The 24,471-nt window shown below is 67.9% G+C and carries 20 protein-coding genes; 11 read left to right on the forward strand and 9 right to left on the reverse strand.

Annotated elements, in window-relative coordinates:
* Nucleotides 1–7: 7 nt before the first annotated feature.
* From ACM26W_RS15125 to doeA, 6 genes are all read right to left on the reverse strand, one after another.
* Nucleotides 8–1,009 (reverse strand): C45 family autoproteolytic acyltransferase/hydolase, encoded by a 1,002-nt coding sequence (locus tag ACM26W_RS15125; RefSeq protein ID WP_416137799.1) that lies wholly within the window; start codon nt 1,007–1,009, stop codon nt 8–10.
* Nucleotides 1,010–1,050: 41 nt separating this feature from the next.
* A complete protein-coding gene (locus ACM26W_RS15130) occupies nt 1,051–2,523 on the reverse strand; it encodes a biotin carboxylase (RefSeq protein WP_416137800.1) in 1,473 nt (490 codons plus the stop codon).
* A gap of 65 nt (nt 2,524–2,588) precedes the next feature.
* Nucleotides 2,589–3,458, reverse strand: coding sequence for a carbon-nitrogen hydrolase family protein (locus ACM26W_RS15135; protein WP_416137801.1), 870 nt, complete (start codon nt 3,456–3,458; stop codon nt 2,589–2,591).
* Between the two features lie 214 nt (nt 3,459–3,672).
* Nucleotides 3,673–4,149, reverse strand: coding sequence for an Lrp/AsnC family transcriptional regulator (locus ACM26W_RS15140; protein WP_416137802.1), 477 nt, complete (start codon nt 4,147–4,149; stop codon nt 3,673–3,675).
* The gene (doeB, locus tag ACM26W_RS15145; RefSeq protein ID WP_416137803.1) at nt 4,146–5,174 is read right to left on the reverse strand and encodes a N(2)-acetyl-L-2,4-diaminobutanoate deacetylase DoeB; all 1,029 of its coding nucleotides are present in this window, start codon (nt 5,172–5,174) and stop codon (nt 4,146–4,148) included. The genes ACM26W_RS15140 and doeB overlap by 4 nt, the downstream gene beginning before the upstream one ends.
* Nucleotides 5,175–5,348: 174 nt before the next feature.
* Entirely contained in the window at nt 5,349–6,548 is a 1,200-nt protein-coding gene (gene doeA, locus ACM26W_RS15150; RefSeq protein WP_416137804.1) for an ectoine hydrolase DoeA, read from the reverse strand.
* Between the two features lie 258 nt (nt 6,549–6,806).
* On the opposite strand from doeA, the gene ACM26W_RS15155 reads away from it, so the two are divergent.
* From ACM26W_RS15155 to ACM26W_RS15200, 10 genes are all read left to right on the forward strand, one after another.
* Nucleotides 6,807–7,751, forward strand: coding sequence for a 2-hydroxyacid dehydrogenase (locus ACM26W_RS15155; protein WP_416137805.1), 945 nt, complete (start codon nt 6,807–6,809; stop codon nt 7,749–7,751).
* Between the two features lie 80 nt (nt 7,752–7,831).
* Nucleotides 7,832–8,398, forward strand: coding sequence for a nicotinamidase (locus ACM26W_RS15160; RefSeq protein WP_416137806.1), 567 nt, complete (start codon nt 7,832–7,834; stop codon nt 8,396–8,398).
* Nucleotides 8,395–9,741, forward strand: a complete 1,347-nt coding sequence (locus ACM26W_RS15165; protein ID WP_416137807.1) for a nicotinate phosphoribosyltransferase — start codon at nt 8,395–8,397, stop codon at nt 9,739–9,741. Before ACM26W_RS15160 ends, ACM26W_RS15165 begins: the two co-directional genes overlap by 4 nt.
* 89 nt (nt 9,742–9,830) lie before the next feature.
* Complete coding sequence (locus ACM26W_RS15170; protein ID WP_416137808.1) at nt 9,831–10,544, forward strand: hypothetical protein; 714 nt, start codon at nt 9,831–9,833, stop codon at nt 10,542–10,544.
* Between the two features lie 88 nt (nt 10,545–10,632).
* Nucleotides 10,633–11,553, forward strand: coding sequence for a lysine exporter LysO family protein (locus tag ACM26W_RS15175; RefSeq protein WP_416137809.1), 921 nt, complete (start codon nt 10,633–10,635; stop codon nt 11,551–11,553).
* Nucleotides 11,554–11,658: 105 nt separating this feature from the next.
* Nucleotides 11,659–12,921: an efflux RND transporter periplasmic adaptor subunit gene (locus ACM26W_RS15180; protein WP_416137810.1), complete on the forward strand. Its 1,263-nt coding sequence runs from the start codon at nt 11,659–11,661 to the stop codon at nt 12,919–12,921.
* Entirely contained in the window at nt 12,918–16,019 is a 3,102-nt protein-coding gene (locus ACM26W_RS15185) for an efflux RND transporter permease subunit (RefSeq protein WP_416137811.1), read from the forward strand. The genes ACM26W_RS15180 and ACM26W_RS15185 overlap by 4 nt, the downstream gene beginning before the upstream one ends.
* Entirely contained in the window at nt 16,016–17,452 is a 1,437-nt protein-coding gene (locus tag ACM26W_RS15190) for an ATP-binding protein (protein WP_416137812.1), read from the forward strand. Before ACM26W_RS15185 ends, ACM26W_RS15190 begins: the two co-directional genes overlap by 4 nt.
* Nucleotides 17,449–18,168 carry a response regulator gene (locus tag ACM26W_RS15195; protein WP_416137813.1) on the forward strand — a complete coding sequence of 240 codons (720 nt, stop codon included), beginning with the start codon at nt 17,449–17,451 and terminating at the stop codon, nt 18,166–18,168. The genes ACM26W_RS15190 and ACM26W_RS15195 overlap by 4 nt, the downstream gene beginning before the upstream one ends.
* A gap of 101 nt (nt 18,169–18,269) precedes the next feature.
* Nucleotides 18,270–18,983: a hypothetical protein gene (locus tag ACM26W_RS15200; RefSeq protein WP_416137814.1), complete on the forward strand. Its 714-nt coding sequence runs from the start codon at nt 18,270–18,272 to the stop codon at nt 18,981–18,983.
* 132 nt (nt 18,984–19,115) lie between these two features.
* Here ACM26W_RS15200 and ACM26W_RS15205 read toward each other — a convergent pair whose 3' ends face one another.
* The 3 genes from ACM26W_RS15205 to ACM26W_RS15215 form a co-directional block, all read right to left on the reverse strand.
* Nucleotides 19,116–20,435, reverse strand: coding sequence for a TRAP transporter large permease (locus ACM26W_RS15205; RefSeq protein WP_416137815.1), 1,320 nt, complete (start codon nt 20,433–20,435; stop codon nt 19,116–19,118).
* Nucleotides 20,432–21,028 (reverse strand): TRAP transporter small permease subunit, encoded by a 597-nt coding sequence (locus ACM26W_RS15210; protein ID WP_416137816.1) that lies wholly within the window; start codon nt 21,026–21,028, stop codon nt 20,432–20,434. Before ACM26W_RS15210 ends, ACM26W_RS15205 begins: the two co-directional genes overlap by 4 nt.
* 113 nt (nt 21,029–21,141) lie before the next feature.
* On the reverse strand, nt 21,142–22,347 hold the full coding sequence (locus ACM26W_RS15215) for a TRAP transporter substrate-binding protein (protein ID WP_416137817.1): 1,206 nt from the start codon (nt 22,345–22,347) through the stop codon (nt 21,142–21,144).
* A 331-nt stretch (nt 22,348–22,678) separates the two neighbouring features.
* On the opposite strand from ACM26W_RS15215, the gene dauA reads away from it, so the two are divergent.
* Nucleotides 22,679–24,418: a C4-dicarboxylic acid transporter DauA gene (dauA, locus tag ACM26W_RS15220; RefSeq protein ID WP_416137818.1), complete on the forward strand. Its 1,740-nt coding sequence runs from the start codon at nt 22,679–22,681 to the stop codon at nt 24,416–24,418.
* Nucleotides 24,419–24,471: the final 53 nt, after the last annotated feature.

The raw sequence follows: 24,471 nt of genomic DNA on the forward strand, positions 1-24,471 counted from the left end.
ATATCGATCAGCTGCCGAACCTTTCCCGCACGCCGTAGCGCACGGTGATCCACTCCTCGGGAAAGTGACCGAAGCCGAGGTCCAGATCGAGGCCTGGCCAGTGGTAGCGAACGCGCCCCTCCCCGGGGCGGTAGAAGGCCGAATAGATAGTGCCCAGGCCGCGGCGATAGTCGTGGCGGAACAGCGGCGGCGCCGAGAAGGCGGCTTCCAGGCGCGCCTCGCTGGTCGCCGGGTCGTCCACCAGAATGGAGAGCTGGCGCTCGCGAATCAGCGTTTCCGAGGCCAGTGCGTGGGCGTACCACTCGATGCGCTTCTGGTGGTTGGTGGCCACCGGCACCCGGCGGATACTGGCCCGGCGATCCGGGCCGATCATCGCCGTCACGTAGCGCCCGGCGGTGTCGGCCACGGTGATGTTGTAGGCCATGTGGGTGGGTACGCGAGCCAGGACCTCCGCGGCCTCTGGCACGCTGTCGCAGAACTCCAGCAGGTAGCGCAGGATCACCGGCGCGCCGAAGCCGTCGCCTACCGCCTTGCGCCCACCGAAGGCCAGCGACACGGCGAGCCCGCGGTCGTTCATGCCGTCGAGCACACCCCACAGGCAGTCCGACATGGCGATCACGCCGCGGTCATTCCAGCGGGTATAGAGGATCGAGCCCTCGCAGAGCTCCGGCGGGTAGTCGTAGTTGCGCGCCAGCAGGGTGGTGCCGGGGCGCGCCAGCACCGCCTGGGAGCAGCCGGTGATATAGGGCGGCGGCTGGTAGAGGCTCAGGAAGCGGGAGGCCAGATCGCCGCCGCCGGCGAGCTCGCACAGTGCCCGATAGGTAGGCAACAACTCCGGCATGTGCCGGCGCAGGGCGTTGAGGCAGGCCAGATACCCCGGACGCTCGCGCTCACCCTCGGCAAGGTACCAGGCTTCGTAGGCGGACCAGTGTGCATCGAAGAGCGACCGCCACTTGGGGCCCGGCTTCGCTTCGCGCAGGGTGCGAAAGACCAGCGTCTTGTCGTCCATTTCGGTAGGCGCCGCCCCTTGGAGAACGGCGCCCTCCCCCTTCACAGGATCTTGAAGTTGCCACCGCCTACGGCGTGGCTGACGGCGACCTGTTCCACCACGGGATCCTGCAGCGACTGCCCGGCATACTGGCCGCGAATCCCGTCGATCCAGGCCTTCGCCCGCTCGTTGAGCTGGAAGTCGTCATCCATCAGCCGCCCGCGGGTAATCAGGATGCCCAGATCGGCCCCCTCGTAGCGGAAGTCGCCTGCACCGCTGATGCGCAGGAAGAACCCCTCCTGGTCATTCTCGGCGGCGTGGGGATGATAGCTGTAGTGGTCGTAGGCGATGCGACCGTCGCCGGCCATATTCCACACCCCGGTACGCGGCGCGCCGGTCAGCAAGTCGACGCTCTCATCGGTGTGCTTGATCACCAGCTGGCTCCAGCTGTCGACGCTCTCGGGGTGGGCCCAGCGCTCGTTGATCTCGTTGATATCGAGATCGAAGTCGACGTCGGAGAACTCCAGCAGGTGGAAGAGGAATAGCGGGATGTCGGAGTGGGCGAAAGCCGCCACGTTGGTCAGTGAGCTGGCGCCGGTGACCCGCGGGTTGAGCTCGCCCAGATAGACCTCGCCGTTGTCCATGTCGATCAGGAAGTCGAGCTCGAAGTAGCCGCGATAGCCCTCCTCGCGCAGCGCCTCGCCGAACTTGAAGGTGTACTCCCGGGCCTGGTCGCGGATCTCCTGGGTGAAGGCGCCTGCGAACATCTCGTTGCCGCACCAGCCACCCTTGTAGGGGGTCAGCGTCTTGAAGCCCACCAGCTCGGTCATCAGCGGCCCCACCACGGTGCCGCAGCGGGTGGCACAGGCCTCGATGGCCGAGCCGCGGCAGTTGATCCGCTTCATGATCTTGACCTCGGACTCGGCCTCGATCTCCTCGGCGTGCTTGTAGTAGTCGTCCTCGTTGGCAATGAAGAAGGTGGTGTGGCCGGAGTCGCCGAAGGCGGTCTGCACCACCAGGTCGCGGCCGAGCTCCTCGCTCACCTCACAGAGCTCCTGATAACTGCCCACCCTGGCCAGCACGTTGGGCACGCTGGGAACGCCGGCCTTGTTGCCGATGCGCACCGTCTCGATCTTGTTGTCCATCCGCTGCCGCAGCGTCGCCGGCGGAAAGGCGACCCGCAGCCCGAGTTGCTTGCACACCTCCTCGGTGTGCTCGTCGAACATCAGGAAGGCCGCCGTGCCGGCCTGTTCGCCATCCGCCCGCGACTGGATGAAGTCGATGACCTCCTTGTGCTCCAGGAGGTAGTTGTTGATGTCCTCGATGCTCTCGAAGTCCCGGGGAAACTTCTCCTTGGGCACGAAAACGTTGCGTTGCTGACCGTCGAAGCAGTCGATATAGTTGATATGGCGGAAGTTACCCACCCAGTCGCCGATCCCGAGCAGGTTGAAGTTGGTGGCCGAGATGAAGTAGATCGGCTCCTTGTTGTTGAGAAAGTGGCGGCGGACATCGGCGATGCTGGTGATCTTGTTCATTGTTGTCGCTCCAACGATGGCGGACGGAGAGGCATAGGCCGCTCACGCGGCAGATCAGGTCACAGTCAATACTCCTCGACGTCAGCGCGCAGCGGCTTGATCAGCGGACCGAGGGTGTCGAGGAAGGGAGAGGATCCGTTCTCGCTGCGATAGACCGAGAAATCTGCGCGGCGGTCACGGAAGCTCTTGAGGGGCTGGCCCAGGCCGCGCAGACCGGTCTCGCGCTCGCGGCGCACTCGGTTGAGGTCCACCTCGATGGGCATCACCTCCTCGCCGGTACCGGCCTGGTGGATGACATCACCGGAGGGGCCGACCACGATGGAGCGCCCGTTGCCGATGGCGCCGGCACCGTTGATGTCAAAGAAATAACACTGGTTCACCGCGGCGTTGGTGCGGGCAATGGACAGTTCGATGTCGCGGTCGATGGTGTCGGTCATGGTCGGGTGCAGGATCACCTCGGCGCCCATGGCGGCCAGGGTGCGGGTGGTCTCGGGGAACCACATGTCGTAACAGATCGACACACCGAAGCGCGCCACGTTGGGCACGTCGAAGACCACGAACTCGCTGCCGCTCTCCACGCCAGCCTCGTAGGGGAGGAAGGGGAACATCTTGCGGTAGCGGGCCACTACCTGACCGTGGGGATTGATCACCGACAGGGTGTTGAAGATACCCTGGTCGGTATGCTCGAACATCGAGCCCGGTATCAACCAGATACGGTGCTGCTCGGCGATCTGGCAGAACAGCTGCTCGGCGTGACTGGGCATGGGCTGAGCGTGATGCGGCGAGGCCCCCAGGGGCATCAGCTCGCTGAACACGACCATCTGGACCTGGGGGAAACGGCTCATCAGCACGTCGACCCGGTGGCGCATGGCTTCGGTGTTGTCGCCGTGATGCAGGGCATGCATCTGCACACCGGCAATAGTGAAATAGGACATATTGGTCTCTCTGCGTCAGGCGATCTCGAAACATCCAGGGCGCTGTCAGTGACTCATCGAACATGACCGGCACCGTCTGAAGCATGCCGGAAAGATCGCCCGGCATGGTGAGCCCTTGCTCACCCTTTGACGACAGCTTATGCCACAGAGTCACGGAAACAATCAACGCTGTGCTCGCGAAGCGCCGGGGCCGATGAGGACATGAAGGCAAGCATCAGGTAGCGAGGTCATCGCGAGTGAAGCCTGATTCCGGGCTCTTGACCGTCTTGGTGACGATATAGGTGAAGTAGCGCTCGATACCGGCGTCGCCGGTCAGCCAGGCATCGATCAACCGCTGGTAGGCATCGATGGAGTCGGCCTCGACCTTGATCAGGTAGTCGACGCCGCCCCCCACCGCCACGCACTCGGTGACCTCGGGGGTGGCGTGGACCAGGGCCTCGAAGCGGGCGAAGCTGTCGGCATTGTGGGCCTTGAGCTCGATCTGCACCCACACCGGCGTGCGCCTGACCAGCGCCGCCGAGTTGATGCGGGCGCTATAGCCCTCGATGACACCGGCCTTCTCCAACCGGCGTACTCGCTCCCAGCAGGGGCTGACCGAGAGGTTGATCGCCTCGGCCAGCTTCGACTTGGTGATGCGGCCGTCTCGGGAGAGGATCTCGAGGATCTTCAGATCGTAGCGGTCGAGCTTCATGAGAGAGAGTCTACGACGTCGGCAATCACCGCAATGGTATCCCCCATGTTGACCAGCGCCGGGTGGCGGCGTGCCGCCAGCACCCCGCTACGTCCGGCATGATACGCCACCGGTGCGGTGCCGCTGCGGGTCGGATCATAGACACGGGCCACCACTTCGCCCTTTTCCACCCGCTCACCCAGCGCAAAGCACAGCTCCAGCACGCCTGCATGCTCGCTCTGCACATAACAGCTGGCATCGGGCATATCGAGGTAGACCTGGGGCTCGGTCGGCATCTCCACCTCACCGGCCATCAGGCCATAGTGGATCAGGAAGTTGCGAATGCCGCGCTCGGTGATCGCCATGCTCTCGGGGGTGGAGGTGCCGCCACCGCCCAGTTCGGTGGCCACGAAGACCTTGCCCTGGCTCTCCACCGCCGTGTCGAACAGTGCCGCGGCGTCGAGCTCGAACATCATCATGGCGTAGGGTGCACCGAAGGCCTTGGCGCCCTCGAGAGCGCTGCGCTGCTGCTCGGCGTCCTCCAGCACATGGGAGGCGCCGAAGGGGATGATGTCCAGGGTGCGCCCGCCGGAGTGCAGGTCGAGTACCACGTCACACATCGGCACCATCACCCGGGTAAAATAGTCGGCGATCCGCTCGGTCACGCTGCCGTCGGGGTCGCCGGGAAAGCTGCGGTTGAGGTTGCCACCGTCAAGGCCGGAGGTGCGCTTGCCGGCCATCACCGCCGGGGCATTCATGCAGGGCACGATGATCACTCGGCCGCTGACCTCCTCGGCCTTGAGCTGACTCGAGAGCTTGAGCAGCGAGGTGATGCCCTCGTACTCGTCGCCGTGGTTACCGCCGGTGAGCAGCGCGGTGGGCCCCTCGCCGTTACTGACCACGGTCACCGGGATCATCACCGCGCCCCAGGCGGAATCATCCACGGAGATCGGCAGCTTGAGGAAGCCGTGCTGGACGCCGTCGGCGTCGAAGTCGACGGTAGCGGAGATGGGGCTGGGCCGCATTCGGCTGGGACGCTTGGTCATTGTAGAAACTCCTTGTTCTGTCGTAGCGAACGGTCGCTTGGGGCTGTTCCTGCGATAGGCCTTCAGGGAGGCGCTGTGAACCCATCCCTGGGCGCTACCGATGCCATCCATGGCATAGGACCTCCCTTCCGGCCTATCCCAGGCGCCCCTCGCTGTGGCCGTTGCCGCTTTCTCTCAGCGCACGAATAGCTGGCGCGGGAAGTCGGCCAGGGTCTCGCAGCCGGTCTCGGTGATCAGGATGCTCTCGGTGATCTCCAGGCCCCACTCGTCCTCCCACAGGCCCGGCATGAAGTGGAAGGTCATGCCCGGCTTGAGGATGGTCTCGTCGGAGGGGCGCAGGCTCATGGTGCGCTCGCCCCAGTCCGGCGGATAGCTGATGCCGATGGGGTAGCCGCAGCGTGCGCCGCCGCGGTCGAAGCCGTACTTGTCCATGGCCGCACCCAGCGCCATGGCGATATCCGCGGTGCGGTTACCCGGCTTGGCCACGGCCAGGCCGTTCTCGATGCCCTCGAGCAGCGCCGACTCGGCGCGGATGAACTCCTGGGGCGGCCGCCCCAGAAACACAGTACGCGACATCGGCGCATGGTAGCGCTTGTAGACCCCGGCAATCTCGAAGAAGGTGCCCTCGCCCTTGCGGAACGGCGTGTCGTCCCAGGTCAGGTGGGGGGCGGCGGCGTCCTTGCCGGTGGGCAGCATGGGCACAATGGCCGGATAGTCGCCGCCGAACACCCGGCCCTGCTCGTCGCGCCAGCCCTCGATGCCCACCCGATAGATCTCCGAGACCAGCTTGCTCTTGGGCAGACCGGGCTCGATGACCTCGAGGATGCGCGAGTGCATGCCCTCGACGATCTTGGCTGCCACCCGCATATACTCGACTTCCTGGGGCGACTTGATGGCGCGGCACCAGTTGACCAGGGCGTTGGCATCCATGAAGCGGGCGTGGGGCAGCTCGCGCAGCAGGCTCTGGTAGGCCTTGGCGGAGAAATAATAGTTGTCCATCTCCATGCCAACCACGCCCCGGTGCCAGCCGCGGTCGGGCATGATCGACTGGGCCAGGTAGTCCATGGGATGCATGTCGGGGTTCTGGACGTAGTAGTCCGGGTAGTAGGTGATGTTGTCCGGGTCGATCCAGCAGGTGCGCAGCGCCCCATTGGCGTCCATGCGCCGGCCGTACCACACCGGCTCACCCTCGAGGCCGAGCAGCACGCACTGGTGCACATAGAACGACCAGCCGTCGTAGCCAGTGAGCCAGGCCATGTTGGAGGGGTCGCTGATGATCAGCACATCGATGCCACGGCTGGCCATCTCGGCACGCACCTTCCACAGCCGTCTGGCGTATTCCTCGCGGGTGAAGGGCAGGTTTACCTGGGTCATTAAGCCACTCGCCAAAGCAACATCAAGAAAATCGGCCCTCTCGATGAGGAGAAGGCCGGCCAGGGTCGCTTTCACCGACGGATGCCTGGACGGGTCGCGGACCGGCCGATGGCACGAGGCAGTGGGGAGGGACCCCTCTGAATGGAGGTTACTGCCAACCCACGGTAGGCGGTCAAGCATTTCCTTATCACCCGATATGCTTGTTTACCGTCCCGCCGGCTTCCATGATGAATGCCCGCCCCGAAGTCAGGAGGAGCCATGAAGGTACTGGTACATATCGACGATGCCGAGCAGTGGCGCGACGCCCTGGCCGAGCGCTTGCCCGAAGCCGAGGTGATGACCAGTTCGGCGCCCGCCGAACGGCGTCGCGAGGCCGACTACCTGGCCGTGTGGAAGCCGCCGGAGGCACTGCTGCGCGAGCCGGTCGACCTCAAGGGCATCGTCAACCTCGGCGCCGGGGTGGACGCCCTGCTGAACAACCCCGGGCTGCCCCAGGGGGTGCCCATCGTCAAGCTGCGCGACGCCGGCATGGCGGAGCTGATCGGCGACTATGTACGCTATGGCATCCTCCACTTCCAGCGCGACTTCGACCGCTATCGCCACCAGCAGCACGCCCGCCAGTGGCGCGAACACGCGGTGGTCGACAAGACCGACTGGCCGGTGGGGGTGCTGGGTCTCGGTGCCATCGGCGCGAAGGTGGCCGCCATGGTGGCCGCCGACGGCTTTCCGGTACACGGCTGGAGCCGCTCGCCGAAGTCTCTCGACGGCATCACCTGCCATCACGGCGACGGCGGGCTTGCGGCGCTGCTCGACCGGGTGCGCACTCTGGTGCTGCTGCTGCCGGACACCCCCGCTACGCACCAAATCATCGATGCCCGGGCGCTGGCCCGGCTGCCCGAGGGGGCCAGCCTGATCAACCCCGGCCGCGGCACCCTGATCGACGAGGCCGCCCTGCTTGCCGCCCTGGTGCCAGGCGACGACGCCGGGAGCGTAGGTCGACTGCGCGGCGCCATTCTCGACGCCTTCCCTCAGGAGCCGCTGCCCGAGGCAAGCCCGCTTTGGCGCCATCCGCGGGTGTGGATCACCCCGCACATGGCCGGCCCCACTCCGCTTGGCGAGGCAATGGACCAGGTCGCCGAGGCCCTGCGTGCCTTCGAGGCGGGCGAGGCGCTGGACACCGTCGACCCCGACGCCGGTTATTGAGTCCTCCCCCTACAACAAGCACCGGGAAGGCCTTACGCTGAAGAGAAGAAAACACCCAACGACCTCCGAGGAGGTGCGTGATGAGCATGAACGTGGACTACGGCCCGGGCGACGCGCTGCTCGTCGTCGACATGCAGAACGACTTCTGCGAGGGCGGCGCCCTGGCCGTGGCCGGTGGCAGCGCCCTGGTACCGGGCATCAACGCCGAGATCGACGCGGCTCAGGCAGCCGGCGCCCTGGTGATCGCTTCACGGGACTGGCACCCGGTCGATCACCTGAGCTTCTCCCACCGCGGCGGCCCCTGGCCGGTGCACTGCGTGCAGGATACTCCGGGCGCCGCCTTCCACCCTGATCTCGCCCTGCCCGCTGGCGCCATCCGCGTCAGCAAGGCCACCGCCTTCGATGCCGACGCCTACTCCGCCTTCGATGGCACGGGACTCGGCGGTTACCTGAAGGAGAGGGGCATCGAGCGGGTGATCATCTGTGGTCTGGCCTTGGACGTCTGCGTCAGGGCCACGGTGCTCGAAGCCCGTCAGGAGGGATTCGACACCCTGCTGCTGGAGCGTCTCTCGCGGGCGGTGGACTCCGATGCCGTGACCGAGTGCCGACACGAATTCAGCGTTGCCGGTGCCGAGGTACGCTCATGAACGGGGCGAACTCCCCAGGGGTGGACGAAAACGAGCTGGCCCTGCTCACCGATCTCTACCAGCTGACCATGACCCAGGCCTACTGGAAGGAGTCGATGCAGGAGCGGGCCACCTTCAGCCTCTTCTTCCGCAAGATGCCACCGACCCGCCGTTTCATGCTGGCCTGCGGTCAGCAGCACGCCGCGGCACTGCTCAGCCGGTTGCGCTTCGGCGACGAATCCCTCGACCGCCTCGCCGGCACCGGCCTGTTCGACCCGGGGTTCCTCGACTGGCTAAGAGACTGGCGCTTCGAGGGCGACATCTGGACCCTTCCCGAGGGCACCCCCGTATTTGCCAATGAACCGCTGCTGGAGGTGGATGCGCCCATCGCCCATGCACAGCTGCTCGAGAGCCTGGTGATGAACCTGGTGCAGTTGGAGACGGTCCTCGCCTCCAAGGCGGTCCGCCTGGTGATGGCCGCCCGGGGCCGCCCGGTAGTGGATTTCGGCATGCGCCGCATGCACGGCGTGGACGCCGCCGTGCGTGGAGTGCGGGCCTATCGCACCGCTGGGCTCGAGGGCACCAGCAACGTGCTTGGCGGCCTGCGCCACGATCTGGCGATCAACGGCACCATGGCCCATAGCTATATCCTGGCCCACGACGACGAGCAGGAGGCCTTTCGTGCCTTCGCCCGTCACTACCCCGGCACCACCCTGCTGGTCGATACCCATGACACCCTGGAAGGGGTCCGCAAGGTGATCGACATCATGCGCGAGGAACCCGAGGTCGGCGTGAAGGCCATCCGGCTCGATTCCGGCGATCTGGGCGAACTGGCCAAGGGGGCACGCGCCCTGCTCGACGAGGCAGGGCACGATGACATCACCATCGTGGTCAGCAGCGGCCTTGACGAGCACAAGATCCAAACGCTACTCGAGGACGGCGCTCCCATCGATGCCTTCGGCGTCGGCACCGAGATGGGCGTATCGGCTGATGCCCCGGTGATCGACCTCTCCTACAAGCTGGTGGAGTACGCCGGCACCCCGCGGGTCAAGCACTCTCCCGGCAAGATCAACCTCCCCTGCCGCAAGCAAGTCTATCGCCAGGTTAACGCTCGGGGGCACTTCGTCGGTGACGTCATCGCCCTGCGTGACGAGCCGGGCATCGCGGGGGAACCGCTGTTGCGCCCCCTGGTTCGCAACGGGGAGGTATCGACGGAGGAGATGGCGCTCGCCGACGGCGCCCGAGAGCGGGCGAAAGCGGCCCTGGCTCGCCTCCCGGAGGCACTGCTGGAGCTGGCACCCGGCGAGACAGGCTACCCGGTCACCCTGAGCCCGGGGCTCGAGGCCCTCAGCCGCCGGCTGTGAGAGGGAGTAGACTGTGCAAGAACCCTGCATGCCGGAACCCATGCCCGGCGTGCGGGTCAACAGCTCTGCCTTCGCCCATCGAGAACGACATGCCCCTCAGACGCCTGCTGATTTGCCTGCTGTTATGCCTGCCGCTCGCCGCCGCGGCTGCTGAGGCGCCGGCCGCCCCGTCGCCCGCCTACCGCAAGGCGGAGCCGGTGGCCGAGAGCGCGGCCAGGGTGGCCCCCCTACCTTTCACCGCCCGCTACCGCCTGGAGGTGAGCGGCTGGCCCAGCACCAGCGTTGCGCACCGGCTCTCCCGGGACGGGGCCTCCTGGTTCAGCGAGATGAGCGCCGCCATCTCTGTGGCACGGGGCGAGGAGAGTAGCCGCTTCCTGATCAAGGACCAGGGGGTGCGTTCGCTGCAATATGTCAGCGGCTACTCCCTGCTGGGCTTCGGCGGTGACTACCGTCTCGCCCCCGACGACCTGGCCGTGCTTCCTGACCGACAGGCTGCTCTCTTCGAGCTCTCCCGCCGGGTAATTGACGGCAGCTGCCAGGAGGCCTGCACCATCCGCTATCAGGACCACCGCGGCCGCGAAGAGCGCATGGAGTACCACGTACTGGGCCTCGAGCCCCTGAGCCTGCCCGCCGGCCAGTTCGAGTCCCTGACGGTCGAGGTCACCGAACCCGACAAGCCCGAGCGCCACCTGGTGTTCCGCTTCCACCCCGAGGTGCCCGGCCTGATGCTGGGCGTCGAATACCACCGGGACGGAGTACGCCGCAGCCGCCTCTCCCTCACCGAGCTCTCGCTCCACGAATGAACCCCGGACCTGGCGCAAGGGCGCCGGCCTGCTAGACTAGCCGGTTTTCCGTCGCCGCCCCGGCGACGGCACAGGGAAGGGACTCTCGATGCTGAGCGGACTCGTCATCGTGCTGCTGCCGCTGGTGCTGGGCTATCTGGTGCCGGTCCGTCACGCCGGCCTGATGGCACTGATCAACCGCGGGGTGAACGCCTCGGTCTATGTGATCCTGCTGCTGATGGGCGTGAGCCTGGCCGGACTCGACGACCTCGCCGACCAGCTGTCTCGCATGGGCGGCCAGGCGCTGGCGCTGTTTGCGGTGATCAGTGCCTGCAATCTGGCGGGGCTCTGGTGGCTCTCGGGCCGCCTGGGCCTGCGCGCCGACCCGTCTCGAGTGGTGCCCGGCGCCCCCACCAGCAAGCTGGCCGCCATGGCCGGCTCCCTGGCCCTGGTCGGCGTGGTGGTCGCAGGCGTCGGGCTGGGGCTGGCGGGCCGCTCTCTCACCGGGCTCCACGACGTCGCCGAGACCCTGGCCGAGTGGGTGCTCTATGCCCTGCTGGCGCTGATCGGCTGCCAGCTGCGCAACTCCGGCATGCCGCTGCGCCAGATCCTGCTCAACCGCCACGGCCTGGCCATCGCCCTGGTGCTCGCGGCCACCTCGCTGGCCGGCGGCCTGCTCGCCGCCCCGCTGCTCGACCTGCGCGCCAGCGAAGGCCTGGCGCTTGCCGCCGGCTTCGGCTGGTACTCGCTCTCGGCCATCCTGGTAGGCGACCAGCTGGGCCCAGCGATGGGCGGCGTGGCCTTCTTCAATGACCTGGCCCGGGAACTGCTGGCCTTCGTGCTGATCCCCCTGGTGATTCGCCGCCATGCGGCGCTGGCCATCGGCTATGGCGGCGCCACCTCCATGGACTTCACCCTGCCGGTGATCCAGCAGCATGGCGGGGTCGCCTGCGTGCCGGTGGCGGTGGTCTCGGGCTTTATCCTCTCGCTGCTCTCGCCGCCACTGATTCTGTTCTTCCTGTCGCTGTGAGCGCTGCCTGACGTCAAGGCTTGCACGCGGCTTGCACATTTCCTGACCATTGGCTGCATCGCGGCGAGCGATGCTCTCTGCTCCGCTTCCCTGCCCGAGTCGCCCATGAACCGCCCGCCCTGCTCTTCCACGGCTCGCCCTCACCGTCAGCGCGGGCGCCTCGGCCTCGGCGCCCTGCTCGCCCTGCTGGTGCTGGCCGGAGGGCTCGCCCTGGCGGGGTGGCTGATGAGCCAGCCGCCACGGGTGGAGCGCCGCCCCGCGTCGGCGCCCGCCCCGCCGCTGGTGGAAGCCGTTACCGTGGCGCCCCAGGCCGTCGCGCCTTCGCTGCACGGCTTCGGCCGCGTGGTGGCGGAGCGCGAGGCGCGGCTGGCCAGCCGGGTCGCCGGCCGCCTGGAGGCCTTTGCCCCGGGGGTACTGCCAGGCCGCCTGGTGGAGGTCGGCTCCCCCATTGCCCACCTGGACGACGCCGATCTCGGCCTGGCCCTGCGTGAGGCCGAAGCCGCCCTGGACCAGGCCGAGGCGGCCCTGGCCATGGAGCGCGGCGAGCAGCAGCGTGCTCGGGCCGAATACCAGAGCTTCGGCCGCGAACTGCCGGCAGAGCGACGAGCCCTGGTGCTGCGCGAACCCCAGCTGAGAAGCGCCCAGGCAGAGGTCGAACGCGCCCGGGCCGCCCGCGACCGGGCCCGGCTGGACCTGGAGCGGGCCACCCTGGTCGCTCCCTGGCGGGGCATGGTCCAGGCGCGCCTGCTCGGCGAGGGCAGCGAGGTCGGCAGCGGCACCGAACTCATCCACCTGGTGGATGTGGCACGCTTCTGGGTGCAGGTAGCGCTGCCGGGCGACGCCTTGGCCTGGCTCGCTCCCGCCACCGAGACCACGCCAGGCAGCCCCGTGACGCTCACCAGCCGCGGCTGGCCCGCTGGCAGGGAGCGCCGGGGCGAGCTGCTCTCGGTGCTGCCCGCCCTGGAGGAGAACGGCCTGCAGGCCCAGCTGCTGGTGGCGGTAGAGGACCCCCTGGCACTGGCCGAGGAGAACCGCAGCGCGCCGGCACTGCGCCTGGGCGATGTGGTGCGCCTGGACTTCCAGGCCGGCGAGCGCGACGACCTGATCGCGCTGCCCGCCGCGGCCCTGCGCCCCGGCGATGAGGTCTGGGTGCTGGATGAGGCGGAGCGCCTGCGCCGCCGCCCGGTGAGCGTGCTGCATCGCGATGACCACCGGGTGCTGGTGGCCGAGGGCCTGGTCGCAGGGGAACGGGTGATCACCTCGCCGCTGGGCCAGCCCCGGGAGGGCATGCCGTTGCGTACCACCTCCTCCAGCGACGAGCGCCCGGCCGGCGCGGCGCAGCCTCAGTCGGCGGAGGCCCACCGATGACGCGTCGCGGCCCCATCGCCTGGATGGTCCATCACGGGGTGGCCCCCAACCTGTTGATGCTACTGCTGATCGTCGGCGGGCTGATGGCCTCCACCACCATCAAGAAGGAGGTCTTCCCCGACTTCGAACTGGAGATCATCACCGTCGCCATCGGCTACCCCGGCGCCACCCCCGAGGAGATAGAACGCAGCCTGCTGCTGCCCCTGGAGGCGGCGCTGTCGGGCGTGGACGGCATCGACGAGCTGACCGCCACCGCCGACGAGGGCGCCGGCCGGATCTCCGCCAGCCTGGTGGAGGGGGTGGAAGTGATGCGGGTCTATCAGGAGATCCAACAGGCGGTGGGCGCCATCACCAGCCTGCCGGCCGCCGCCGACCCGGCGCGCTTCGGCCTGGCGGGGCGCTCGCGCAGCGTGATGAGCCTGCAGCTATCCGGCTGGGTCGACGACCAGCTGCTCCACGACCTGGCCGAGGAGGTGCGAGCCGAGCTGCAGGCCGCGTCGGGCATCGCTCGGGTGGAGCTCTCCGGCAACCGCGAGCGCGAGATCCAGGTGCTGCTCGACGAGGAAGCGATGCAGCGCCACGGTCTCGACCACCGCCAGCTGGCCGGCCGCATCGGCGACGAGGCCCTGGACCTGGCCGGCGGACGCCTGACCACCGGCGAGGGCGAGTGGCTGATCCGCTACCAGGGGCGCCGCGACGAGGCCCGGGAGTTCGCCGAGTTGCCGATCCTCGGCACGCCCGACGGCGGCCAGCTGCGTCTGGGCGACATCGCCCGGGTAGAGCGCGGCTTCGCCGAGACCGACCGCGAGATGCTCTATAATGGGTCACCGAGCCTCACCCTCGATGTCTACCAGATCGGCGACCAGACGCCGATCGGCATCTCGGACGCCGTGAGCGCCCAGCTCGAACGGCTCCAGGCGGGCCTGCCGGAGGGGGTGAGCCTCGTCGTTTCCCGGGACACCTCCGAGGTCTACCGCGACCGCCTCGACCTGCTGCTCAAGAACGCCTTCCTGGGCCTGGCCCTGGTGCTGATATTGCTGGGCCTGTTCCTGGAGGCGCGGCTGGCCTTCTGGGTCACCCTGGGCATCCCCACCGCCTTCCTGGGTGCCCTGCTCTTCCTGCCCTGGTTCGGCGTCTCGCTGAACATGATGTCGATGTTCGCCTTCATCATCGCGCTGGGTATCGTGGTGGACGACGCCATCATGGTGGGCGAGAACATCCATAGCTACCGCGAGCAGGGCCACTCCCCGCGGGAGGCGGCGGTGCGCGGGGCCCGCGAGATGGCGGTGCCGATCACCTTCGCCATCCTCTCCAATATCGTCGCCTTCCTACCGCTGCTGTTCCTGCCCGGGTTCCTGGGCATGATCTTCGCCGTGGTGCCGCTGGTGGTGATCACGGTGTTCCTGGCCTCCTGGCTCGAGGCGCTGTTCATTCTGCCCGCCCACCTGGCCCACCGCGACGGACGCCGCGAGGCGCCGGCCTGGCGCCGCCCGCTGGACCAGGTACGCCAGGGGCTGCAGGCGTGGCTTTCGCGCGTCACCCAGCAGCGCTTCGCCCCCTTCCTGGAACGCTGCCTGGACCAGCGGCTGCTCACCGTGAGCCTCGCCTTGGCGGTGCTGGCCGTGGCCCTGGCCTATGCCATGAGCGGGCGGCTGGGCTTCTCGCTGATGCCCCGGGTAGAGTCGGACAGGGTCCAGGCCACGGTCACCCTGCCGGTGGGCAGCCCCATCGCCGACGACCGCGCCATCCGCGACCGCCTGCTGGACGCCGCCGAGGCGCTGGCCGAACGCGACGCCGGCCCCGATTTCACCGCCAACCGCGCCCAGATCGACGGCGACCGGCTCTCCGTGCAGCTCACCCTGGCCCGCGACAGCCTCGATGCCTGGCCGCCCTCACGGGTGGCCCGGGAGTGGCGCCAGCTGGCCGGCGAATTCAGCGGCGCCCAGGCGGTGCGCTTCGAATCCGACGTGGGCGGCCCCGGCGCCGGGGCCGGACTGACCCTGCGCCTCTCTCATCCCGACAGCCGTGCCCTGGAGGGAGCGGCCACCCGTCTGGCCGAGGCACTGGGGGAGTTCGAGGGGGTCACCGACATCGATAGCGGCCTGGCCGACGGCAAGCCCCAGCTGGAGATTCGCCTCTCGCCCGAAGGCCGCGCCCTGGGCCTCACCGGCGGTGACCTGGCCGGCCAGCTGCGCGCGCCCCTGCAGGGCATCACCGCGCTGGAGCAGTTCGTCGGCCGCCACGAGATCAGCGTCGAGGTACGCCTGCCCGGCGAGGCTCGCCAGAGCCTCGCCGACCTCTACCGGCTGCCGATCCGCACCCCCGACGGGCGCCAGGTGCCGCTCGCCCGGGTCGCCGAGATCGAGCTGGGCCGCGCCGCCACCACCCTTCAGCGCATCGACGGTCGACGCACCATCAGCGTCACCACCGACACCGCCCGGGATGCCGACATCAACCGGGTGATGGCGACCCTGGAGGCGGACATCTTTCCCGCCCTGCAGGCGGGCTGGCCGGGGCTCGAGATCACCCCCGGCGGTCGCCAGCAGGAGACCGCCGACAACGTCTCGACGCTCACCCGCGCCGCCTGGCTGACGCTGATCGCCCTCTACGCCCTGCTGGCGATTCCCTTCCGCAGCTTCCTGCAGCCGCTGCTGGTGCTGGCCGCCATTCCCTTCGGCATCATCGGCGCCGTGGCCGGCCACCTGATCATGGGCTTCGGCCTCTCGGTGATCAGCCTGATGGGCATGCTGGCGCTCTCCGGGGTAGTGATCAACGACGCCCTGGTGCTGATCGACTATGCCAACCGCCGGCGCCGCGAGGGCATGGGCGCCCGGGAGGCGATCGTCGCCGCCGCCATCCGCCGCCTGCGTCCTATCATGATGACCACCCTGACCACCTTCCTGGGCCTGGCGCCGATGATCTTCGAGACCTCGCGCCAGGCGCGCTTCATCATTCCCATGGCGATCTCGCTGGGCTTCGGCATGCTCTTCGCCACCTTCATCCTGCTGTTGCTGGTCCCCTGCCTCTATCTGATGCTGGAGGGCCTGCGCGAGCGCCTCCAGGGCCGCAGCCCCCAACCCGAGGAGGCCTCTCCATGAGCCTGCGTCTGCCCCGCCCCGCCGTCTCCCGCCTGGGCATCAAGCTGTTCGTGGTGATCCTGGTGGTCAACGTGGCCATCTCGGGCCTGGTCTTCCTGGCCATCTCGCGCAGCCTGGATCGCGGTTTCCTCGAGTACCTGGACACCACCCAGGCCAACCGTGCCGAGACCCTGGCCGAGGGGCTCGGCGAGGAGTGGGCAAGGCGCGGCGATTGGCAGTGGCTGCGCGTCTCCCCCTCGGCCTGGCAGCGCCTGGTGCGCCAGCAGCTGTGGCCGGGCGCCGGCACGGCGCCCCAGGGCATCGAGCGCCGTCTGGGCGATCCCAAGGACTTCGTGCTCCACGACGCCGCCGGGCTGCCGGTGATCGGCTTGCCACCGGACGACGAGGAAGAGGCCGCCACCCTGCGCTGGCTGCCGATCCTCCACGAGGGCGAGCGAGTCGGCACCCTGGGCTACCGCCCGCCGGAGCAGCTGATGGCACGCATGGACCGTATCTTCCTGGCACGCCAGCAGCGCAACCTGGCGATCATCGTCGGCTCCCTGGGGGTCGCCTCGCTGTTGCTCGCCGGCGGCCTCTCCTGGTGGCTGGGTCGGCGCACCCGCAGCATGGCCCTGGCTACCCGCCGCCTCACCGAAGGCGACTACAGCACCCGGCTGCCCGAGCAGGGGCGCGACGAGCTCTCCCGGCTCTCCCGGGACTTCAACGTGCTGGCCGCCACCCTGGAGGCGAGCCGCGAGGCGCGCAGCCGCTGGGTCTCGGACATCGCCCACGAGCTGCGCACCCCGCTGGCGGTACTGCGCGGCGAGATCGAGGCGATGCAGGATGGCATCCGCCGCCTGGACCAGGACAGCCTGCACTCCCTGGCCCAGGAAGTGGGCCAGCTCGAACGGCTGGTGGCCGACCTGCGCCTGCTCTCCCAGAGCGATGCCGGCGCCCTCGAGGTACAGCTCGCCCCGCTGGATCTCGCCGAGAGCCTCGCCGATCGACTCGAAGAGGCAGAAGGATGGCTCACCGACAGCGGCATCACCCTGGAGACCCGCATTCAGGACGAGGCCTTGATGCGCGGTGACGTCCAGCGCCTGCGCCAGCTGTGGAACAACCTGTTGGACAACACCTGCGCCTATACCCGGGTACCGGGACAGCTGCGGGTCACCCTCACCGCCGCCTCGGGAGGCATCCGGGTGACCTGGGAGGACAGCGCCCCCGGGGTGCCCGAGGGCGAGCTTGACCGACTCACCGAGCGCCTCTATCGGGTGGAGGGCTCGCGCAATCGCGCCAGCGGCGGCAGCGGCCTGGGGCTCTCCATCGCCGCGGCTCTGGTCAAGGCTCATGGCGGCGAGATGCGCCCCTCGTCCTCACCGCTGGGTGGGTTATGCTGGACGCTGACGTTTCCAACGCTCGATGACGACCTTTCCAGGGAGGAGATCGCATGACATCACAGGAACACGAGCAACAGCAGATCCTGATCGTCGAGGACGAGCCCAAGATCGCCCGGCTGGTGGCCGACTACCTGGAGGGCAGCGGCTTTGCCACCCACCACCTGGATCACGGCGACGCCGTGCTGCCGTGGCTGTCGGAGATACGCCAGGCGAGCCAGGGCCCCGTGCTGGTGCTGCTCGACCTGATGCTGCCCGGCACCGACGGCCTGACCCTGTGCCGCGAGATCCGCCAGCGCTGGCCGGCACTGCCGGTGATCATGCTCACCGCCCGGGTCGAGGAGGTGGACCGCCTGCTCGGCCTGGAGCTGGGCGCCGACGACTACATCTGCAAGCCCTTCAGTCCGAGGGAAGTGGTCGCCCGGGTCAAGGCGGTGCTGCGCCGCAGCCAGGGCGCCGACGACCCCGACCATGCCGCCGGCAGCGACCTGATGCTCGACGAGGACGGCTGGCGGGCGCTGGCCGATAGTCAGGACCTGGGCCTCACCGCCGTGGAGTTCCAGCTGCTCAAGGTGATGATGCACGCCCCGGGGCGGATCTTCTCCCGGGATCAGCTGATGGACCACATGTACCGTGACCACCGCATCGTCTCCGAGCGCACCGTGGACAGCCACGTCAAGAAACTGCGCCGCAAGATCAGCGAGGTGTGGCCGGAACGTGAGGTGATCCGCTCGGTCTACGGGGTGGGCTACAAGTACCAGCCCGAGGAGTGACCCGGTCTCGAATGCACAACCTTTGCACGCTCGCTGCACCCCCCTTGCACCGCATAGCGAGAGACTGGAACCATCAACCCGAGGCCCGAAGGAGTGACCCCATGAAGATGACCGTTTCCCGCAAGCTGCTGGCGCCCGCCTTGCTCGCCATTGCCATTGCGCCCCTGGCGCTTTCTGCCACGGCCGCCCAGCACGGCGAGGGGGCTGAACGTCACAAGGAACAGCATCAGGAGCAGCGTCAGCAGTGGAAGGAAGCCCGCGCCGAATACCGGGCCGAGCAGCGTCAGGCGCTCTTCGAGCGCGCCGGCATCGACGAGGCCACCCGCGAGGCCCTGGACGAGGCGAGAGGCGAACACCACGAAGCGATGCGCCAGCTCCATGAGCAGCACCGCGAGCGGCTGGACGAGATCCTCGACGAGAACCAGCGCGCCGCCCTGGAAGAGGCCCGCGGGGAGCTGCGCGAGGAGCGTCGCGCCGAGATGATGGAACAGCGCCGCGCCAGCATGCAGGAGCGCCTGGAGGCGCTGGTGGACGAGTGGGGCCTCTCCGACGAGGAGCGCGAGACCCTGCGCGAGACCCGCGAGGCGATCTACGCCGACATGGCCGAGTTGCGTGAGCGCGACTTCGACACACGCACCGAGCATCGCGACGCCATGCGCGAGATGCGCGACCGCCACCAGGAGGCCCTCGCCGAGATTCTCAGCGACGAACAGCTCGAGGAACTGCGCGCCACCATGATGCCTCGCGGCGAGCGCGGCTCCGGCAAGGCCCATGGCAAGTCCTACCGCGGCCATGGCGAGAAGCGCGGCGACTGAACCACGGCAACCGAAGCACTGCCACTGAAGCACTGCCACTGAAGCACTTCGCCGCCGGTCCAGGCCGGCGGCGAATCGGTGCAGACTTCCCCCGGCCCGACGCATGGCGTCGGGCCCGGTCATTTCAGGGTCTCAGCCGTAGAGCACCCCCGGCAGCCAGAAGACGATGCCCGGCACCATGTAGAGGATGAACATGGCCACGAACACCAGCAGCAGGAAGGGCATGATCCCCAGAAAGATATCTCCCAGCTCTATTCCCTTGGGCGCGATGCCCTTGAGGTAGAAGGCCGACATCGCCATGGGCGGCGTCAGGAAGGAGGTCTGGATATTCAGCGCCACCAGCACGCCGAAGAACAGCGGGTCGATGCCGAACATATGCAACAGCGGCAGGAAGATCGGCACGAAGATGATGATGATCTCGGTCCACTCCAGCGGCCAGCCGAGGATGAAGATCATCAGCTGGGCCAGCAGCAGGAACTGCAAGGGGCTCAGAGAGAGTCCACTGATCCAGTGCTCGATCAACGAATGGCCATCGAGCAGCGAGAACACCGAGGAGAAGATCCAGGAGCCGACGAACAGCCAGCAGACCATGGCGCTGGTGCGCGCGGTGAGGAACACCGCCTCCCTCAATCGCGCGAAGGTCAGCTGCCGATAGACCGCGGCCAGCAGGATGGCGCCGAGGGCCCCGATACCGGCCGCCTCGTGGGGCGTGGCCAGGCCGAAGAGGATCGCGCCGAGCACCGACATGATCAGCACGAACAGCGGTACGAACGACGTCAGCAGGCCCCAGTAGACCTGCCCCAGCGGCACGTCGAGCTTCTCGGTGGAGAGCTTCGGCGCCACCTTGGGATTGATGATGGCGCGACCCATCACATAGAGGATATAGAGACTCGCCAGCAGCAGGCCCGGGATCAGTGCCGCCGCATAGAGTCGCACTACCGAGACGCCGGCCATGGCCCCGTAGAGGATCAACATGATGCTGGGCGGGATCAGGATACCCAGACATCCCCCGGCACAGATCACCCCGCTCGACAGGCGCTTGTCGTAGCCGGCGTTGAGCATGGCCGGCAGCGCCAGCAGTCCCATCAGGGTTACCACCGCCCCGACGATGCCCGTCGCCGTGGCGAACAGCGCACAGGTAATCAGGCTGGCCACCGCCAGGGAGGCGGGCATGCCGCGGGCCGCCAGCTGCAGGCTGGAGAACAGCCGGTCGAGGATGTTCGCCCGTTCCACCATGTAGCCCATGAAGAGGAAGAGCGGCACGGCGATCAGCACGTCATTGGACATCACCCCGTAGGCGCGCTGTACCAGCAACGAGAAGATGATGTCGCCGATGGCAAAGTAGCCGAAGGCGACCCCCATGGCGATCAAGGTGAAGGCGATAGGAAAGCCGAGCATGATCAGGAAGACCAGCATACCCAGCATCATGATGCCGACCTGCGGTTCGGTCATTGACGCTTCTCCCCTGAATCGGATTCGGCGGCCTTGATCTCGTCCTGCTTGTTCAACGGAATCGCGATCTCCTCGACGTCACCTAGTCGTCTCGGCCACTGGCCGTACCGAAGGCAGATCAGACAGCGGCCCACCTCGGCAATACCCTGAACCGCCAGCAGCGCGGCACAGGCGGGAATGACGAACTTGTAGGGGTAGATAGGCGGCCCCCCGGGGGTGAAGGAGCTGTGCTCGTTCTGACGGAAGGAAAGCGCGAAGAAGTCCCAGCCGAACCAGACCAGAGCCAGGATGCCGGGATAGAAGAACAAGATGTAGAGCGCCAGATCCAGGCCGGCCTGGACCCGGGGAGGGAAATAGCGTGATACCACGTCGGCCCGCACATGGGCGTTGTGGGCCAGGGCATAGGCCCCGCTCATCATGAACAAGGTGCCGTAGAGCATGTAGCTGGTGTCATAGGCCCAGGCCGTCGGAGCACCCATGACATAGCGCATGAAGACCTCATAGCTGACCACGAAGGTCAATATCAGGATCGCCCAGGCGAAGACCTTGCCCACCCAGGTGCTGAGATGATCGATCATGAAGATAAAGCGCATGACGGCCTCTCACCGGCCACCGCCTCTCCTCCGGAGGGGCGGTGGCAACGAGGACCCGGTGCCCTCCTGGCGCCGGGACGAACGGCCCTGGCGGCGGCTACCGCCCGGCACCGCTACAGGAGGGTGGAGGTATCGGTGGGAGCCTTGCCGTAGAAGTGACGGTAGGCCGGTTCCTTGGGCGTGTTGCCTTCGAGATGCCAGCCCACCACTCGCTCGCAGTAATCGCGCTGGCTGTCGATGACCTTCTTGAAGAAGGCATTGTTGTTGGACTCGCGCTCGATGACCGTGTCCCAGGCCCGTAGCTGCTCCTCGAGGATCGAGTCCGGAGTGATGTAGGTCTGCACGCCCTGCTCCTCGCGCATGCCCTGTAGATCCCTGGGGTAGCGCTCCATGGCCTTCCAGTACATCTCCGACGAGGCCGCCTTGGCGGCATACTGCAGGATGGCCTGGAACTCCTCGGGCAGGCTGTCGTGCTTGGACTTGTTGAGGATGATTTCGAAGGATTCGCAGTCCTGATGATAGCTGCGCAGCATCCAGGTCTTGCTGACGTCGGGGAAGCCCAGCAGGCGATCCGAGGAGGGGTTGTTGAACTCGGCGCCGTCGAGCAGGCCGCGATCCATGGCCGGGACGATGTCGCCGCCGCCCATGATGGTCACCGCCGCACCGAATTCGCGCATCAGGTCGGCGGCCAGGCCCACGGTACGGTACTTGAGATTCTGCATGTCCTCTATGCTACGGATCGGCTCCTTGAACCAGCCGAGGGCCTGGGTCGGCATGGGCCCCGTGAGATACCCGACCAGCGGCAGCTCCATGTCCTCGAGCAATTCGTTGTAGAGCTCCATACCGCCGCTCTGCCAGAACCAGGCGAGGAACTGGTGGGCATCCCATCCGAAGGGCGGTGGCGTGCCGAACAGCGAGAAGGCCTTGTGCTTGCCGTACCAGTAGGCGGACACACCGTGGCCACCATCCAGAGCGCCGGAGATCACCGCATCCTGCATCTGCAGTGCCCCCACCACGGCACCGGCCGGCAGCAGGTTCAGTCGCAGCCGCCCACCGGACATTTCGTTGACGATGCGCACATAGTCGGCGGCGAACTCGTGGAAGATGTCCTGGTTGGGCCAGGTGCTCTGGAAGCGCAGGGTCGTGGTCTGGGCCACGGCGATGCTGGGGAAGCCGACTGCCGCGGCGGCACCGGCACCCACCGCGGCGGCCGAGCCGGTGAGGAAGCGTCGCCGGGAGGTGCTGGCGGGCGTCGGGGTCTCGGTGGCGGTCGGGTGGATGGCCACCTCCGGGGTGGCGGTCGTTTTATCGTTAGCCATCGGATACTCCAGAAATCTTGTCGTTATATTCGACCCGCCGTGGCTTCAGACCCGGCGGATTCGTTCCAGTCCCGATGCATCCTGCGTTGGTCGCGGCCTCCTGGCCCCATCCCTATTACCTTCGGTTACTTAGTTATAGCGCCCAGAGAAAAGGACACAAGTTCCGCCACCCTCGGCGCCTCCACGCTACCCCTTCGGTATTCAACGCAGGTGGGAACCTCACGGCCTGCTGTCCTCCTCCGCTCCCCTGCACCAGCGAGTCCGCTTGCGGCGGCGCAGCAGGCAGGCGTAACGTGATGGCTCCTGCTCTTTAGCACGCAAAGGAGTCGCCATGTCCCGTTCTTCCCCGCGGAGCGGCTATCGTCTCCCCGTTCCCGGCAGCGCCCTGCTCGCCGCCTGGCGCGCGGGCTATGGCCTGGCCGAGCTGCGCCGGGACCTGATGGCCGGCCTGACCATCGGCATCGTCGCGGTGCCGCTCTCCATGGCGCTGGCCATCGCCACCGGGGTACCGCCCCAGCACGGGCTCTACACCGCCATCGTGGCCGGAGCCATCATCGCGCTGACCGGCGGCTCCCGCTTCAACATCTCCGGCCCCACCGCGGCCTTCGTGGTGATCCTCTTCCCCATCGTCGCCAGCCACGGCGTCGGGGGTTTGCTGATCGCCACCCTGATGGCGGGGCTGATCCTGGTGGCCCTGGGGCTCGCCCGGCTGGGCAGTCTGATCCAGTTCGTTCCCTACCCGGTGGTGCTCGGCTTCACCGCCGGCATCGCCGTGGTGATCGCCCTGCTGCAGCTCCCCGACTTCCTGGGCCTGGCCGGAGTCGAGCTCGGCGACAGCACCCCGCACAACCTGGCCGCCATCGTTCGCGCCCTGCCGAGCCTGGCCCCCGCGGAGCTGGGCATCGGCCTGGTGACGCTCGCCTCTCTGATTCTCTGGCCGCGACTCCGGGTGCCGGTCCCCGCCCCGCTGGTGGGGCTGGTGGTGGGCACCCTGGCGGCCCTGGCGGTGAGCGCCGTCGGGGGCGAGGTCGCCACCATCGCCTCGCGCTTCAGCTGGGAGTTCCAGGGCCAGAGCGGCAGCGGTATCCCGCCTTTCGCTCCCGACCTGGTGGTGCCCTGGCGGCTGCCGGGGCCCGACGGCACGCCGCTGACGGTGAACTTCGCGCTGATCCGCGAGCTGCTCGGGCCGGCGCTGGCCATTGCCATGCTGGCGGCCATCGAATCGCTGCTCTGCGCGGTGGTGGCCGACGGCCTGACCCGCACCCGCCACGACCCCAACGCCGAGCTGATCGGCCAGGGGCTCGGCAACGTGGTGGTGCCCTTCTTCGGCGGCATCACCGCCACCGCGGCCCTGGCGCGCACCGCCACCAACATCCGCAGCGGTGCGGTCTCGCCGGTGGCCGCGGTGGTGCACTCCCTGGTGGTGCTGCTGGCAGTGGTGCTGCTCGCCGGGGTGCTGGGCTTCGTGCCCATGGCGGCCCTGGCCGCGCTGCTGTTCATCATCGCCTGGAATATGAGCGAGGCGCGTCACTTCGCCCACACCCTGAAAAGCGCCCCGGGCAGCGACGTGGCGGTGCTGGTGATCTGCTTCGCCCTCACGGTGATCTTCGACATGGTGCTGGCGGTGGCGGTGGGCATGGGCCTGGCCGCGGCGCTGTTCATCCGCCGCATGGCCAGCCTCACCGAGGCGCGACAGCTGCGCGCCGGCGAACGCGAGGCGCCGCCGGCGCTGCCCCGCGAGGTGGTCTTCTACGACATCAACGGCCCGCTGTTCTTCGGCGCCGCCGAGAAGGCCGTGTCCTCACTGCGAGTGGTGGACCCGGAGGTGAGGGTCATGATGCTGGACATGCACGACGTGCCGAGCCTGGATGCCACCGCCATCGTCGCCCTGCAGTCGCTGGTGGAGGAGCTGCGCGCCGAGCGGGTCGGGGTGATCTTCGTCGGCCTGCCGGCGCGGATGATCCTCAAGCTCAAGCGTGCCGGGCTGCGCCGCGAAGAGGGGCGGCTGGCCATGGTCGCCGGCCAGGCCCATGCCGTCCGCCTGGCCGAGCGCTGGCTGGCCATGGGTTGAGGTAAGTCGCGCTGAAGGAAGTCGCGCCGAGGGGGCTACCCCCCCCCGGGTGG

Origin of the sequence: Halomonas sp. HK25 (assembly GCF_047795635.1) — a bacterium.
Lineage (GTDB): Bacteria > Pseudomonadota > Gammaproteobacteria > Pseudomonadales > Halomonadaceae > Halomonas.

Bases quoted from the DNA above. Each gene is read 5' to 3' on its own strand.
- ACM26W_RS15125 (WP_416137799.1), bottom strand. From the start codon at position 1,009: ATGGACGACAAGACGCTGGTCTTTCGCACCCTGCGCGAAGCGAAGCCG.
- ACM26W_RS15130 (WP_416137800.1), bottom strand. From the start codon at position 2,523: ATGAACAAGATCACCAGCATCGCCGATGTCCGCCGCCACTTTCTCAAC.
- ACM26W_RS15135 (WP_416137801.1), bottom strand. From the start codon at position 3,458: ATGTCCTATTTCACTATTGCCGGTGTGCAGATGCATGCCCTGCATCAC.
- ACM26W_RS15140 (WP_416137802.1), bottom strand. From the start codon at position 4,149: ATGAAGCTCGACCGCTACGATCTGAAGATCCTCGAGATCCTCTCCCGA.
- doeB (WP_416137803.1), bottom strand. From the start codon at position 5,174: ATGACCAAGCGTCCCAGCCGAATGCGGCCCAGCCCCATCTCCGCTACC.
- doeA (WP_416137804.1), bottom strand. From the start codon at position 6,548: ATGACCCAGGTAAACCTGCCCTTCACCCGCGAGGAATACGCCAGACGG.
- ACM26W_RS15155 (WP_416137805.1), top strand. From the start codon at position 6,807: ATGAAGGTACTGGTACATATCGACGATGCCGAGCAGTGGCGCGACGCC.
- ACM26W_RS15160 (WP_416137806.1), top strand. From the start codon at position 7,832: ATGAGCATGAACGTGGACTACGGCCCGGGCGACGCGCTGCTCGTCGTC.
- ACM26W_RS15165 (WP_416137807.1), top strand. From the start codon at position 8,395: ATGAACGGGGCGAACTCCCCAGGGGTGGACGAAAACGAGCTGGCCCTG.
- ACM26W_RS15170 (WP_416137808.1), top strand. From the start codon at position 9,831: ATGCCCCTCAGACGCCTGCTGATTTGCCTGCTGTTATGCCTGCCGCTC.
- ACM26W_RS15175 (WP_416137809.1), top strand. From the start codon at position 10,633: ATGCTGAGCGGACTCGTCATCGTGCTGCTGCCGCTGGTGCTGGGCTAT.
- ACM26W_RS15180 (WP_416137810.1), top strand. From the start codon at position 11,659: ATGAACCGCCCGCCCTGCTCTTCCACGGCTCGCCCTCACCGTCAGCGC.
- ACM26W_RS15185 (WP_416137811.1), top strand. From the start codon at position 12,918: ATGACGCGTCGCGGCCCCATCGCCTGGATGGTCCATCACGGGGTGGCC.
- ACM26W_RS15190 (WP_416137812.1), top strand. From the start codon at position 16,016: ATGAGCCTGCGTCTGCCCCGCCCCGCCGTCTCCCGCCTGGGCATCAAG.
- ACM26W_RS15195 (WP_416137813.1), top strand. From the start codon at position 17,449: ATGACATCACAGGAACACGAGCAACAGCAGATCCTGATCGTCGAGGAC.
- ACM26W_RS15200 (WP_416137814.1), top strand. From the start codon at position 18,270: ATGAAGATGACCGTTTCCCGCAAGCTGCTGGCGCCCGCCTTGCTCGCC.
- ACM26W_RS15205 (WP_416137815.1), bottom strand. From the start codon at position 20,435: ATGACCGAACCGCAGGTCGGCATCATGATGCTGGGTATGCTGGTCTTC.
- ACM26W_RS15210 (WP_416137816.1), bottom strand. From the start codon at position 21,028: ATGCGCTTTATCTTCATGATCGATCATCTCAGCACCTGGGTGGGCAAG.
- ACM26W_RS15215 (WP_416137817.1), bottom strand. From the start codon at position 22,347: ATGGCTAACGATAAAACGACCGCCACCCCGGAGGTGGCCATCCACCCG.
- dauA (WP_416137818.1), top strand. From the start codon at position 22,679: ATGTCCCGTTCTTCCCCGCGGAGCGGCTATCGTCTCCCCGTTCCCGGC.